Annotated in this window: 9 protein-coding genes and 7 pseudogenes; 9 read left to right on the plus strand and 7 right to left on the minus strand. The window is 33.1% G+C overall.

Translation table 11 applies throughout. The features are described from left to right. On the plus strand, positions 1–163 hold a 163-nt coding region (locus C564_RS38520), incomplete at its 5' end, for a choline-binding protein A (protein ID WP_196811510.1). Positions 164–613: 450 nt separating this feature from the next. Here C564_RS38520 and C564_RS0127925 read toward each other — a convergent pair. Then, positions 614–967, minus strand: coding sequence for an SdpI family protein (locus C564_RS0127925; RefSeq protein WP_018767673.1), 354 nt, complete (start codon positions 965–967; stop codon positions 614–616). A gap of 196 nt (positions 968–1,163) precedes the next feature. Between C564_RS0127925 and C564_RS0127930 the strand changes: the two are divergent. Together C564_RS0127930 and bla are read left to right on the plus strand one after the other, a co-directional pair. Continuing rightward, positions 1,164–1,394 (plus strand): annotated as a pseudogene (locus tag C564_RS0127930) (IS4 family transposase); the annotation flags it as partial. 495 nt (positions 1,395–1,889) lie between these two features. Further along, positions 1,890–2,822: a class A beta-lactamase gene (gene bla, locus C564_RS0127935; RefSeq protein WP_018767675.1), complete on the plus strand. Its 933-nt coding sequence runs from the start codon at positions 1,890–1,892 to the stop codon at positions 2,820–2,822. Positions 2,823–2,985: 163 nt separating this feature from the next. Here the strand turns inward: bla and C564_RS35630 are convergent. Then, a pseudogene (locus C564_RS35630) lies at positions 2,986–3,096 on the minus strand (helix-turn-helix domain-containing protein); the annotation flags it as partial. A gap of 419 nt (positions 3,097–3,515) precedes the next feature. Between C564_RS35630 and C564_RS0127945 the strand changes: the two are divergent. Continuing rightward, positions 3,516–4,286 (plus strand): ABC transporter ATP-binding protein, encoded by a 771-nt coding sequence (locus C564_RS0127945; RefSeq protein ID WP_018767677.1) that lies wholly within the window; start codon positions 3,516–3,518, stop codon positions 4,284–4,286. Continuing rightward, entirely contained in the window at positions 4,273–6,228 is a 1,956-nt protein-coding gene (locus tag C564_RS0127950) for an ABC transporter permease (protein ID WP_018767678.1), read from the plus strand. The genes C564_RS0127945 and C564_RS0127950 overlap by 14 nt, the downstream gene beginning before the upstream one ends. A 282-nt stretch (positions 6,229–6,510) precedes the next feature. Here C564_RS0127950 and C564_RS35635 read toward each other — a convergent pair. Further along, positions 6,511–6,777 (minus strand): annotated as a pseudogene (locus C564_RS35635) (DUF1801 domain-containing protein); the annotation flags it as partial. A 111-nt stretch (positions 6,778–6,888) separates the two neighbouring features. Here C564_RS35635 and C564_RS0127955 point away from each other — a divergent pair. Beyond that, on the plus strand, positions 6,889–7,773 hold the full coding sequence (locus tag C564_RS0127955) for an Rpn family recombination-promoting nuclease/putative transposase (protein ID WP_018767679.1): 885 nt from the start codon (positions 6,889–6,891) through the stop codon (positions 7,771–7,773). Between the two features lie 598 nt (positions 7,774–8,371). On the opposite strand, the gene C564_RS33870 is transcribed toward C564_RS0127955, so the two are convergent. Then, positions 8,372–8,647 carry a hypothetical protein gene (locus tag C564_RS33870; RefSeq protein WP_231382369.1) on the minus strand — a complete coding sequence of 92 codons (276 nt, stop codon included), beginning with the start codon at positions 8,645–8,647 and terminating at the stop codon, positions 8,372–8,374. A 148-nt stretch (positions 8,648–8,795) separates the two neighbouring features. Between C564_RS33870 and tnpB the strand changes: the two genes are divergently transcribed. Then, positions 8,796–9,923 carry an IS200/IS605 family element RNA-guided endonuclease TnpB gene (gene tnpB, locus C564_RS0127970; protein WP_018767680.1) on the plus strand — a complete coding sequence of 376 codons (1,128 nt, stop codon included), beginning with the start codon at positions 8,796–8,798 and terminating at the stop codon, positions 9,921–9,923. A 151-nt stretch (positions 9,924–10,074) separates the two neighbouring features. Further along, a pseudogene (locus tag C564_RS37865) lies at positions 10,075–10,188 on the plus strand (IS6 family transposase); the annotation flags it as partial. 160 nt (positions 10,189–10,348) lie between these two features. On the opposite strand, the pseudogene C564_RS38525 reads toward C564_RS37865, so the two are convergent. The 3 pseudogenes from C564_RS38525 to C564_RS33880 form a co-directional block, all read right to left on the minus strand. Then, positions 10,349–10,868: pseudogene (locus tag C564_RS38525) on the minus strand (DinB family protein). 119 nt (positions 10,869–10,987) lie between these two features. After that, positions 10,988–11,107: pseudogene (locus C564_RS37870) on the minus strand (DUF6262 family protein); the annotation flags it as partial. Positions 11,108–11,476: 369 nt separating this feature from the next. After that, positions 11,477–12,637: pseudogene (locus C564_RS33880) on the minus strand (tyrosine-type recombinase/integrase). Positions 12,638–12,991: 354 nt separating this feature from the next. On the opposite strand from C564_RS33880, the gene C564_RS0127990 reads away from it, so the two are divergent. Continuing rightward, positions 12,992–13,202, plus strand: a 211-nt coding sequence (locus C564_RS0127990; RefSeq protein ID WP_026008732.1) for a helix-turn-helix domain-containing protein, incomplete at its 3' end; no start/stop codon positions are given.

Here is a 13,202-nt window from a genome sequence, read left to right on the forward strand (position 1 = left end):
GTATTATTTCAATTCTTCTGGAGCTATGCAAACAGATTGGCAGCAAGTTAATGGTATTTGGTATTATTTCAACTCTTCTGGAGCCATGCAAACAGGCTGGCAACAAATTAATGGCAAATGGTACTATTTTAACTCAGATGGGTCATGGGATAGTTCGAAATAATAGATTTTCATGTAATTATTTTGGGGAAATAAAAATAAATACACGCTCGTATATTTATAATTAATGAAAAAGCTCTTTAGAATGCTAAAGAGCTTTTTCACTAAATTTACATCAATATTTACTTAATAATTTCTATTAGGGGTACAGCTGCATGCCCATCAACTTAAGAAATTTCACTCCCCCTAAGTACAAAAAAACGTTATTCTTTCTAATGTCGCTTTTAAATAAAGTCACGGTGTTTATAAAAAAGTTGCGATATTCTATCTCCTTTAATTAAGAAATTCTAAGTGGGTTTTAATCAAACATCTTTTAAAAATGGAATGTCCATTCAAAAAAAAAAACGAATCTATTTTGAAAAAAGATTCGTTTTTTTATCGTACAATATAAGTTTGCAAAGTATTTTTGATCGAACTTTTTTATAAAGCTTCACAAATACTCTATACAAAAATTTTAGCTACATGGTTCTTCCAGTTTTTTTAGCTTATTCTCCACTCTTATAAACATACTGATTATTAGTAATAGCATAGATCCCATAATTAAAAGTATTGCAGTGGAAGGGCTATTTAAAAATAGGCTGATAATACTTCCTAGTATAATAATTATAAATCCATTTTGTGTCATGATTTCAGCACTATACCTATTTCCAGATTCCCAAAGTTTCATGTTTTTCATAGATCTAGTTGTTCGATAGCCAAATATTGCATTAATATCTGTCGGTGGTCTTTTTTTCAATAGTAATGAAGTTGATATAAAGATAATTCCAATTACCAGACTTATTCCTATATTCACAAGACTGTATATCATTTTAACCATCTCCATAAAATGTTATTATAAACTAATTATACCATTTTAATGGTGTTTTGTGGTGGCACTCTGACATTTATAAAATCACTATTTGGGGTCACTATACACCACCATCAAGTTAAGATAAATTTGTATCCATATAGCGAAAAAATCGCTATTCTTTTTGTAGAAATATACAGAAAGGATGGCATTTTTTATGAATCTTTCGATTCAAGATGAACTCCAATTATTTACTGAGGAATTATATCAATATTTTACTCCTTCATTTTTAGAAGAGCTTGCTAGAGAGTTAGATTTTGTTCAACGAAAGCGTAAGTTTTCAAGACATGACTTAGCCACTATCTGTGTTTGGATGAGTCAACGGATAGCGAGTGATTCTTTAGTTAGACTGTGTAGTCAACTACATGCAGCTACAGGAACACTTATTAGGGGTCACCATACATGGCCATCAACTTAAAAAAAGTAAACACCCCCAAAACAAAAAAAAGAGCTGATTTCTCAAAATAACTAACTGTAGAGAAAGAAAATTTTCATTTAGGGGGTACTTCAAAACCTTAGCTTGATGTCGATGTATGGTGACCCCTACTAGCAAGGGTTGAAGAGACTCTGTTTATATACAAGCCTTTATAATCTAAAGAATAAAAATATGGTTCGAAATGAGAAATGGCAGCTATCATAGTTGTTATTTTTCATTTTTTGTTAATAACTTTGTCGTTGATTGAAAATATTTTTAAATGTATGGAACAAACTTGTTACTTAGATTGTCTATTAAGTATACGTATAAAACAGGTGTTCATGATAGTTCGCTCATTTTATGATAAGAGAGATGCAAGAAGAGTGTTATCCTATACACTCTTTAATTGCATCGGTATTTAGAATACCTAGACAAAATCCATATATTCTTGAAAGAGGTTGAAAATTTATGATAGTCTTAAACAAGTTTTTTAACATTTCACATTACAAAAAGATTGTACCTGTATTATTTCTTTCATGTGTAACGCTTATAGGCTGTTCCAATAGTAATACTCAATCTGAACCACCTAAACAAACCAAACAAGAAAATACAGTTAATCATTCTTTTGCTAGACTTGAAAAAGAATTTGATGCTAAACTCGGTATTTATGCATTGGACACTGGTACGAATCAAATCGTTACTTATCGATCAGATGAACGGTTTGCATACGCATCTACCCACAAAGCTCTAGCTGTGGGAATACTTTTACAAAAAAAATCAATAGAAGATCTAGATGAAAGAATTGTGTATACTAGCGAAGATCTTGTTAATTACAATCCAATTACAGAAAAGTATGTTGATACAGGTATGACTCTGAAAGAGCTTGCAGATGCTTCCATTCGATATAGTGATAATACTGCACAAAATCTTATTCTTAAACAATTAGGTGGGCCTAGTGAATTCAAAAAATCACTGAGAGCAATAGGAGATACTGTTACAAATCCTGAACGTTTTGAACCAGAATTAAACGAAGTGCATCCAGGAGACACCCATGATACTAGTACTCCAAAGGCATTAGCTACTAGTCTTCAGGCTTTCGCGCTAGGAGATGTACTTTCAACTGAGAAACGGGACTTATTAATAGATTGGATGAAAAGGAATACTACGGGGGGCAACTTAATTCGTGCTGGAGTTCCAGGAGAGTGGGAAGTAGCCGATAAGACTGGCTCAGGATCTTATGGAACCCGAAATGATATCGCAATTATTTGGCCACCAAATAAAAAGCCAATTGTTCTTGCGATACTTTCTAATCATGATAAAGAGGATGCTAAATACGATGATAAACTTATTGCAGAAGCCACCAAAATAGTGTTAGATGCTTTAAAAGCTACGAATAAATAATAATAGTAATAATTTAATAAAATTTTTCCATTTTTCCGTCACAATACTGTGACGGTCTTTTTTGGGTATTTTACGAAGAATTGACCATTTAAGGATACGGAAAAGATTCAAAGAATAACCCGCTACAACTGAAAACTTTTTCAATTGTAGCGAGTGTTTTTTCTTATATTTTATCTTGTAGTTTCCTATATAAAAAAGATCTTGAAACATTGGTAATTTCACAAATTTGTTTTACTGTCATATTTCCTTCTTCATATAGTTTAAGTGCATAATTTTTGAAATTTGGCCGATTAAGGTATATTTGGCATGTTCATTTTTAAGGGTACAAAGTATATTCTGAAGAGACTTTTTAAGTTTTTATAACAGGACCGAATCCATTATATGATCACTTTGCAAATAGAATTTCAGGAAAAAAATAGCCCCATCCGGTATGCTATGCCTAATTATATAGGGTGATTTTTTAACCTTACATAATTGTAATGTTTATGTAAGAAGAATCAATAGTTAGTACGATTTCCCAATGCTATAGTAACAAAGTACTTTCATTCGTAAAGTTAAATTTAAGCTTCTTCTGTTAGTAGGCCTTATAAAACTGTCATGTTATGTAGGAATCATTGATAGTGGCAAGAGTAGAGATTATAGAATGAAAATAGAGAATAGAAGAATAGAAGAATAGATGAAATGAGGATAGAAATGAAGACAGTATTAGAGGCGAAACAAATTAAAAAAGTATACGATACAGGTGGAAATAAATTTGAAGCGTTAAAAGGGATTAACTTGCAAGTAAAAGAGGGCGAGTTTGTTGGCATTATGGGACCTTCTGGGTCTGGTAAAACGACTCTTTTAAATGTTCTTTCTACGATTGATAATGCGACTAACGGTGAAATTTTAATTGAGGGAAAAGATATTGTGAAAATGAATGATGATAAGCTGGCATTATTCCGCCGTAATCATTTAGGATTCATTTTCCAAGATTATAACTTATTAGATACGTTAACGGTGAAAGAGAATATTGCTTTACCTCTTGCGTTATCAAGGGTGCAGGCAAGTGAAATTGATCGCCGTGTTCTTGAAATCGCGAAGAAATTTGGTATTGATCATATTTTAAATCAGTTCCCCTATCAAGTATCTGGTGGACAGAAACAGCGTTGCGCGGCATCACGTGCAATCGTTACGAATCCGAGTATGGTTTTTGGAGACGAGCCAACAGGAGCACTTGATTCAAAATCAGCAACAGATTTATTGGAAAGTATGAAGTCGTTAAATGAACATGATAATTCAACCATTTTAATGGTAACGCATGATGCGTTTGCAGCAAGTTACTGCAAGCGAGTTATCTTCATTAAAGATGGCGAGTTATATAAAGAATTACACCGCGGAGAATTAACTCGTAAACAATTCTTCCAACAAGTAGTCGACGTAATGTCTGCAATTTCTGGGGGTATGGCAGATGACATTATCTAGTATTGCTCTCCGCAACATACAGCGGAACTTTAAAGATTACTTTTTATACTTTGCATCTATGATCTTTAGCATCGTTATGTATTTTACATTTAAGGCACTTCAGTACAATTCACAAATGGAAAAAGCCGCGGAAGGCTCCAAGAAAATTAGTGGGGGATTCCAAGCTTCAAGTGTAATGCTTATTATTTTCGTAGCGGTATTTATTATATACTCTAACGGATTCTTTACACGAAAGCGTAAAAAAGAAGTTGGATTATATTCTTTATTAGGTATTCGTAAAAGACAAATTGGTAAAATGCTGTTTTATGAAAATATGTTAATGGGATTAATGTCATTAGTAATTGGAATTGCGATTGGGAGTGTGCTTTCAAAATTATTCCTTGAACTACTAGTAAGTATGATGGGATTAAACTTAAATGTTCACTTTGAAGTACCGATGTCCGCGATTGTTGATACAGCAATTATCTTTATGGTGATTATATTGTACACATCACTTCAAGGATATCGTTTAATTTACCGCTTTAAACTGATTGAGCTTTTCCATGCGGAACGTGAAGGAGAAGCAATGCCAAAAGGGTCAGTGATTATGGCGTTGATCTCAGTATTTTTAATTAGTTCAGGTTATTTCTTATCACTGATGTATGATAAAGCAGTTAAGTATGCGGACTTTATGATAGTTGCACTGTATATTTTACTTGCGACAGTATTAGGAACGTACTTACTATTTATGTTCTTTACTGTATTTGTGTTGAAACGTGCAAGACATAATAAATCATCTTTCTATAATAGCATGAACATAGTGACGGCATCACAGTTACTATATCGTATTAAAGGAAATGCGAAGTCACTTGCGACAATTGCGATATTAAGTGCAGTCACATTAACAGCAGTTGGTACATCTGTAACGCTATATTACAATACGTTTAAACAAGTGAGATCTTTTGCACCATACAGTTATTCTTACGAGAAAAAAGATGCGGTACTTGATCAGAAAGTAAATGCGATTTTGGATGAAGAGAAACAGAGCCATCCTGTAACGAACCAATTCGAAATAGAAATGGTTCCTGTGACAGGGAAGTTTGAAGGAAAAAAAGTAGATATGGGTAGGAATAAACTGGATTCAGTTACCAAGCAATATCAGCTTGTATCGCAATCAGCATTTAATCAAATAGCAAAGAAAATGGATGTAGATGCAGTAAATTTAGCTGCTGATGAAGCTTTTGTATATGATGGTTTGTATATTGAAGGTCATGAATTTAGTCCGGTATATAAAGGGAACAAAGCTGTATTCCCAATAGGAAATGAAACAAAGGCATTGACGATTAAAGGTGCTGAAGGGCGTACTCTAACGAACTTAGGTGAATTATTCGTTGTTGTACCAGATGAAGTATATAACAGTGCAAAAAAAGTATCTGAGACACGTATTGTTAAAAATATCGATGTAAAAGATGAAAAGAATGGTAAAGTACTAACGGAGAAATTAAGGAAAGCGATGCCAGTTGGAACTGGGGAAACAGAATTTAAACAACCTTTCAATGATTTCTACACTGGTTTCCACGAGATGCTGGAAGCAACAGGGTTAATGATGTTTATCGGTCTCTTCTTAGGTCTAGTGTTCTTACTAGCAACAGGTTCTATCATTTACTTCAAACAATTAACAGAAGCAAGTGCAGACCGTAATCGCTATATAGTACTCCGCAAAGTTGGAGTTACAAAACAAGAAATGAAAAGAGCGATTGCAAAACAAGTAGGCTTTATCTTCGCGATTCCATTATTAGTAGGAATCTGCCACAGCTTATTTGCATTAAAAGGATTAAAGACAGTAATGCCAAATGAAATTCTGATTCCATTACTAATGAGTATCGGTGTGTATAGCGTTATTTATATCGGATATTACTTCTTAACAGTTCGTTCTTATTATAAGATTGTGAGCGCGAAGTAATGAATAGCGCAGCTATCGCTATAGGCGGTAGCTGTTTTTTATGAGAATCTTATAAAAGTATAATAAAAATCACCCGCTGAAATTGGAAATTTTTTCCGATGCGGCGGGTTATTCTTTGAATCGTTTCCGTACCCATAAAAGAGCACCTTCATAATCTTCCTAAGGCATAATCAGAATAATATGATTACCATGTTCTGAAATTCCCTTCAAATCCTATTCTAAAAACAGGTATTTTAATGTGTGTTCAAAATACCTGTTTCTTAATTTTCTCCATAAATTTCATTAATGATTTGGATACTCTTCTTTCAAAAAATTTACAGATTGTTTGATTAGCGCTTTTAGAACATTACTATCAATGTCTGCTATTTTATTAATATAAATACACGATTTTCCAGATGTGTATTTTCCAAAGCTTTTTAATAGTTCTTCTTTCCTAGGGTCACCAGCTGCAAAATATAGACTAATTTTAGCTTTTCTGGGGGAAAAGCCTACTAATGGGGCATCTCCCTCATGACCGGATGCATATTTATAATGGTATGCACCAGAACCCTAGATTCTTTATGTTTTGGGTAACTTTGTAACAGAAACGGGATTTGCATACAAATCGATTTATCTTGTACAATAATACTAAGAAAAAGAAACGACAGGGAGAGGAAATCCATGTCCAATAAGTTAGTAAATTTACGAATTGATTTTGCGTTTAAACAATTATTTGGTACAAAAGGAAGTGAAGATATTCTCACGGGCTTTCTTAATGCCATTTTAGAAGAATTTTTAGATGTGCCGATTGTGTCTTTACAATTGGAAGACCCACATCTCCACAAATCATATGAAGACGATAAATTATCCATTTTAGATTTACTCGCAACCCTTGATAATGGAACACAAATAAATGTAGAGATACAGCTCCGCAATACACATGATATGATTAAACGTTCCCTCTATTATTGGTCTAAATTATATACTTCTCAAATGCAAGAAGGCATGCCGTATCGTTCGCTTCGAAAAACAATAACCATCAACTTATTAGATTTCAAGTTGTTTTCTAATGAAGAAGCATTTCATACAACCGGGAAACTCTGGAATACAAGGACACATCAAGTATTGAGTGATGATATGGAAATCCATTTTGTAGAGATTCCAAAGCTAGTTAAACAGTGGCGCGAAGAAAAAGTGAACCCATGGGAAAATGCATTTGTTCGTTGGGTGTTATTATTACCGGCACATGAAGATGAACATTTAACTCAAACACTGGAGGAGATTGCTATGAATCAAGATCCAATCTTACAAAAAGCGATGGATAAATGGGAAAATATGAGTCATGATTCTTCTTTCCGAATTGCATATGAAGCTCGTGAAAAGCTTTTACTTGATGAACAAGCGAAGCTTGCACATGCAGAACAAGAGGGTATGGAAAAAGGCATTGAGCAAGGTAAGATGCAAATGATTCGAGGGATGCATGAAATTGGTGTACCGCTTGAAACTATTGCAAAAGCAAGTAAGTTAAGTGTGAAGGAAGTAGAACGTATCTTGAAATTAAAGTAAATATATAAACACACACAGAACTTATTTTAAATACAAATTTGTATTCTATTCATGAGCAAGCGTATAGAAGAAAGTAGACGCTCATTATCGTAGTACGTCTAATCGAAAAGCATTGCTGAAGATTTTGACAGTGCTTTTTCTAAATCAACTTTTTGATATTTTTCATTCTGCTCACAATATCACTTTTTACTTGCTAATTAAATAACTTTATTGTCATTTTACATAATCCGTCCTTACGTTGAGTACATGTATTCAACGTAAGGACCCTTTTAAATTCATTTTTTAATTTTCTTTGTTAAAATAATACATGAAACTAGGTCATAGTGATACATTATTTACCAACAGTTGAGATTGCTGTTCCATATAATCCCTCTTTTTTATTGGCTTTGTTAAATGATAATGTTGATATCTAGTGAAAAGAAAAGATACTTTAGTTGAAGTAGTCTTTAAATTAATTATCCCATTTAGTAATTGCATAGAGAATTTCTTTTGGATTGGGGTCGTGTTCCAAATATCCCCCATAGCTAAAACTTTGACTAATAATCCATATATCATCATTATTAATACATTGCCATAGAATGCTAAAGTTCTCTATTGCTCATTTTCCGTTAACAAGAAATATTGGGCTGTCATCTATCCCTAAAAATAAATATACTAATTTTTCTTCAATATCTATCCCTTGCACATACTGAATAACCTTTTGTTCCCAACTAAATTCTTTTCTGAAATTACTATAATTAATTACAAAATCCCCTTTATGTAATTCAAAGTTCCATTTCTCGTGAACCTTATTAAGGATTTTTTCTAATTCTGGAGATGTAATTACATCACTTTTTTCTATAACATTTGATATATCTTGGGGGAGTAAACTCATTAATTTATCTTTTTCCGACAGAAGACTCCTTCCTCAAAAATGGGAAGGTGTGAAACACCAATTTCAGGTGGGAGATGAATGGCGGTAGGCGTAAGCCTACGTTTTTTAGTATACTGTAGGCATCATACAAAAAAGCGAGGTGCAACCCATGTTAGTAAATAAAGCATATAAATTTCGTATCTATCCAAATAAAGAACAAGAAATATTAATTGCTAAAACTATTGGGTGCAGTCGCTTTGTATTTAACCATTTTCTTGCTCTTTGGAATGATACCTATAAAGAAACAGGAAAAGGATTAACCTATCCTTCTTGCTCTGCCGAGCTCACCCAATTAAAGAAAAAACAGGATACGATTTGGTTAAAAGAAGTCGATAGTATTGCCCTTCAATCCACATTGAAAAACCTCGCAGATGCTTTTTCACGTTTTTTCAAGAAACAGAATGATATCCCACGATTTAAGTCTAAAAATAATAAAGTTCAATCATACACAACCAAGCAAACAAACGGAAATATTGCAATTGTAGGTAACAAAATGAAATTACCGAAACTTAGCCTTATTCGCTTTGCCAAAAGTCGTGAAGTAGAAGGTCGTATTTTAAATGCAACGATTAGACGCAACCCAAGTAGTAGATACTTTGTATCTGTCCTTGTCGAAACAAAGGTACAAAAAATGCCTAAAACTGAATCCAATTGTGGAATTGATGTTGGATTAAAAGATTTTTCCATTCTTTCTGATGGTACAACATACAAGAACCCTAAATTCTTCCGTATATTAGAAGAAAAGTTAGCGAGAGCACAGCGTATCCCTTCCAGAAGAACGAAAGGTTCTTCGAACTGGAATAAACAACGCGTGAAAGTTGCACGAATCCATGAACATATTGCAAATGCAAGAGCTGATTACTTTCATAAGCTCTCTACTGAAATCATCAAAAACCACGATGTCATCGGTATGGAAGACTTACAAGTCAGTAACATGCTCAAAAATGGAAAGCTTGCAAAAGCGATTAGTGAAGTATCTTGGTCACAATTTCGAGCTATGTTGGAATATAAAGCGAAATGGTATGGTAAACAAGTTGTCGTGGTATCTAAAACATTTGCTTCTAGTCAACTATGTTCCAATTGTGGATTCAAAAACAAAGACGTTAAAAATCTAACTATTCGTGTGTGGGATTGTCCTTCTTGCGGCACACATCACGATCGAGATCGAAATGCAGCACTCAATCTGAGAAATGAGTCAATTCGTCTCTTAACCGTAGGAACTACGGGGATAGCCTAATCCATTAGAGTTCAGTAGAACTCTGTACTTAGGAATCTCCCACTTCAAACAGTCCGCAAGGACGTTAAGTGGTGAGTAGTTCAATAAAAACAAAAAAGGTTCTGTTGCAAAGTTTTCGAAACTCAAGTACACTTTGGAAAAAAATGACGGCACAATAAAAGGCATTGAAACCATTCATGCCCTATACAAACAAAGGCGAAGTCTTCAAATAGGCTCCGCCTTTTCGGTGTATAACGAATTACAGGAATTATTAATGGTTGCATAACCATTTAACGATGCAACCCTAGATTCTCTATGTTTTGGGTAACTTTGCAACAGAACCCTAATATGTATCATCCCTTTTACTTTTTGTTTCACAATCGCGCCCGATTGCGAAAATTAGATGAATACTTTTTTGTCCCCCAGATTTAAGTTAAGGGAAAAAACTAATTTGTCGAGCTGATTTCATAAAGATAGAAAACATAATCATTGGATACACTTGTGTAACCCTGTTGACGTATCATTGCCGTAAGATTTCCGCGATGATATGTACCATGGTTAACAACATGCTGAACCAATTCGGAAAGATGAGTATCTAAACGCCCAAATTGTGGATGTTCGGGGGAAATCTCTTTATCCAAATCACTTTCATTGTTAAGAAACTCCTGATACTCTTTCTGACAAATGTTGAAACAGCTTTTCCATTTCTTCAAGACTCTTATTCTTTGTCTTTTCTTGCGCTTGAGTGATGGAAGCTTGAATCTCTTCCATACTATTCTCCCGCATTACACCGAGCCATATTGTATCTCCCGTATAAATATGAACAAACGTCTCCGCAATCGAGGGAAAAACACTTTGTATTTCCCAATCATAAATGTCCTTCGACAATTCTTTCAATCGCTCGAAAAACTTGTTGTTCGCCCAAACATGATAATCATACAACTGTAACGCATGATGTTTTTTCAGCAGAGGTTCCTCCTCGTATAAGTTATTTTTTTACCCTAAAATACTTCTGTCTTCATTGTAAAAATCCTTTATTCCACAATCTGGCCCTTTAGTTGAATAAAGGAGGGAACGATGTTCCTTTAGATTTTTTTATATACCTCTGCATAAGCAAATTTTAACTGCTCATGTAGTTCTTTATTTTCTTCATCCAATTTCTTAATTTTACGTTTTAAAGATACTATAATTGCATCTTTATTGGTTCTGGTGTAAAAAAACTTTTCATACCACTTGTCTACTCACCTTATATCTTTTGAGAATATATCCACATCTGTCAGCATATATATTAAATACAATAGATATGTGAAAGGGTGAGAGTGTGATTTCATCATATTCAATAAGATACATTTTAATAACGGGTAATACTTTTATAAAAAAAGTAATCACTGTATATGCATCTTCTGCGTTCTTTGCTATTGAAAAAATTAAAAAAGAATTAGAACGTCGCTTTTCTAATCCTACAAAAATTGAAGTCTATGCAGTATAAATATTTAAAACAATTCAAAAGGAAAGGTGAAACTAATATCGGTTTCACCTTTCCTTTTTTGAATTTATTATGTATTAATTACATATTAAAATTCATCTTCACCAATTAAATTCCCCGCATCCTTATCCTTGATTAAACGTTGCTTTAAATAATTTTCTTTTGTCGTTCTATCATCTTTATGACCTACTGCGGCTGCGATAAGATGTGGTGGTAACTCTTTGTAATCGTACAAGTACTGTACATAAAAGTGTCTAAAGAAGTGAGGCGTTATTCTAATATCTTTCGTAAACGATAGCTCCGTATCCTTTATAATCTTTGTAATGTACTGAGATAAATAATTTTCTCGATATGCTGTATGATTTTTAGTTTGAAAGATGGTACCACCATTTTTATTACCTATATTAATAGGAAGTCGTCAGCGTATACGAAAGGCAACAATACGATGAAAAATCTCCTTATTAATAGAAACAATTCTTTCACCATTACCCTTTGTATCTACAGTCAAGTAATACCGATCACGTATTGAATCAAATTCAAGGTTTTCCCACTTCGCATGAGCAACTTCCGCGACACGTAACCCCGTTGTCGCAAGAATAGATAATAAAGCATAATTAATCTCGTTATCCTGATAATAACGAAGTAACTGCTTTACTTCTTCATAGGATAAATCCCTCTTTGGTTTATGATGCTTGCCTACTGTGGTACTCAATACTTCTACATGAAGTGGCTCCTGAATATATCCGATTTCATATAGCCATTTTAAATAGGATCGAATTACACCTAGCTTTCTACTTATTGTGGATGGTTTGTATTTCTCCTTGGATTGATAGGAAACTGCCTCTTCTGACAACCACCTTTGATAGTTACGGATATGACGTTTTCGTAGATTCCTCCATACACGACCATCTTCATAATCTTTTACATCTTGCTGCAGATACTCTGTGCTTTGTTTAATAAAAAAATAGAATTGACTTAGATCACGTGCATATAAAACACGTGAATTATCCTTTATCCGTTTTTCCTTATCAAAATGAGTTTGTCGGTTTAAATAGTAGTACAGTATCTCCTCATCAGAAAAACCATCATACGTTTGTTTATCTTCTCGTTCATTGTTTTCTTTTCTTTGCTCCGCTTGTTTTAGAATATCTTCATTCCACATTGCAATTATATTTGCGAATTCATGTTTTTGTTTTCCAATAATTTCTAAAGAACTATCCTTATGCAGTCTATTCATTTCAAATTTCATCATATATCAACTCCTAAAGGAATTACACTCTATTATTATTATAACCTATATACATGTAAAACTAGTTGTATAAAGAAATTAAACTTTAATTATTAGTAAACAGATAATAATCATAGAAAATTGCACATTTTCTATGGTTATTATCTGTTTACTTTTATTCATTCTTACTCATTCGTTTTATAATATAATAAAAATGAATTTAATTATAAATTATATCCCGTTATTAGATATCAATTTAAATAGTTTACTTTTTATTTATGTTATAATAAATTTAAATTATCTTTTTTATAAATTATAATTTACATAATAATATTATTTCTTATATATATAAATGGAATATTAGGGGGAACGTAAATGCTTAGTACATATGAAATAAATATGACCACGAATGAAGTAAAAGAGTACTTAGATATTAGTCACTTCACATTTAATAATTTGATGAAACAGGGACAACTAAATCCAATTAATAAGGATACATGGCGTTTAGATGGAAGTTTTTTATTTAAAAGAGAAGAGGTAGAGAAATTAAAAGAAGAACTTGAGGTAGAAGGAATTACTTTATATC

Source organism: Bacillus sp. 105MF, from assembly GCF_000374885.1.
In the GTDB taxonomy this organism is placed as follows: Bacteria; Bacillota; Bacilli; order Bacillales; family Bacillaceae_G; genus Bacillus_A; species Bacillus_A pseudomycoides.

Excerpts from the sequence above, each read along its gene's own strand:
- tnpB (WP_018767680.1), top strand. The coding sequence starts at position 8,796 with ATGTTAGTAAATAAAGCATATAAATTTCGTATCTATCCAAATAAAGAA.
- C564_RS0127955 (WP_018767679.1), top strand. The coding sequence starts at position 6,889 with ATGTCCAATAAGTTAGTAAATTTACGAATTGATTTTGCGTTTAAACAA.
- C564_RS0127950 (WP_018767678.1), top strand. The coding sequence starts at position 4,273 with ATGACATTATCTAGTATTGCTCTCCGCAACATACAGCGGAACTTTAAA.
- bla (WP_018767675.1), top strand. The coding sequence starts at position 1,890 with ATGATAGTCTTAAACAAGTTTTTTAACATTTCACATTACAAAAAGATT.
- C564_RS0127925 (WP_018767673.1), bottom strand. The coding sequence starts at position 967 with ATGATATACAGTCTTGTGAATATAGGAATAAGTCTGGTAATTGGAATT.
- C564_RS0127945 (WP_018767677.1), top strand. The coding sequence starts at position 3,516 with ATGAAGACAGTATTAGAGGCGAAACAAATTAAAAAAGTATACGATACA.
- C564_RS33870 (WP_231382369.1), bottom strand. The coding sequence starts at position 8,647 with ATGAGTTTACTCCCCCAAGATATATCAAATGTTATAGAAAAAAGTGAT.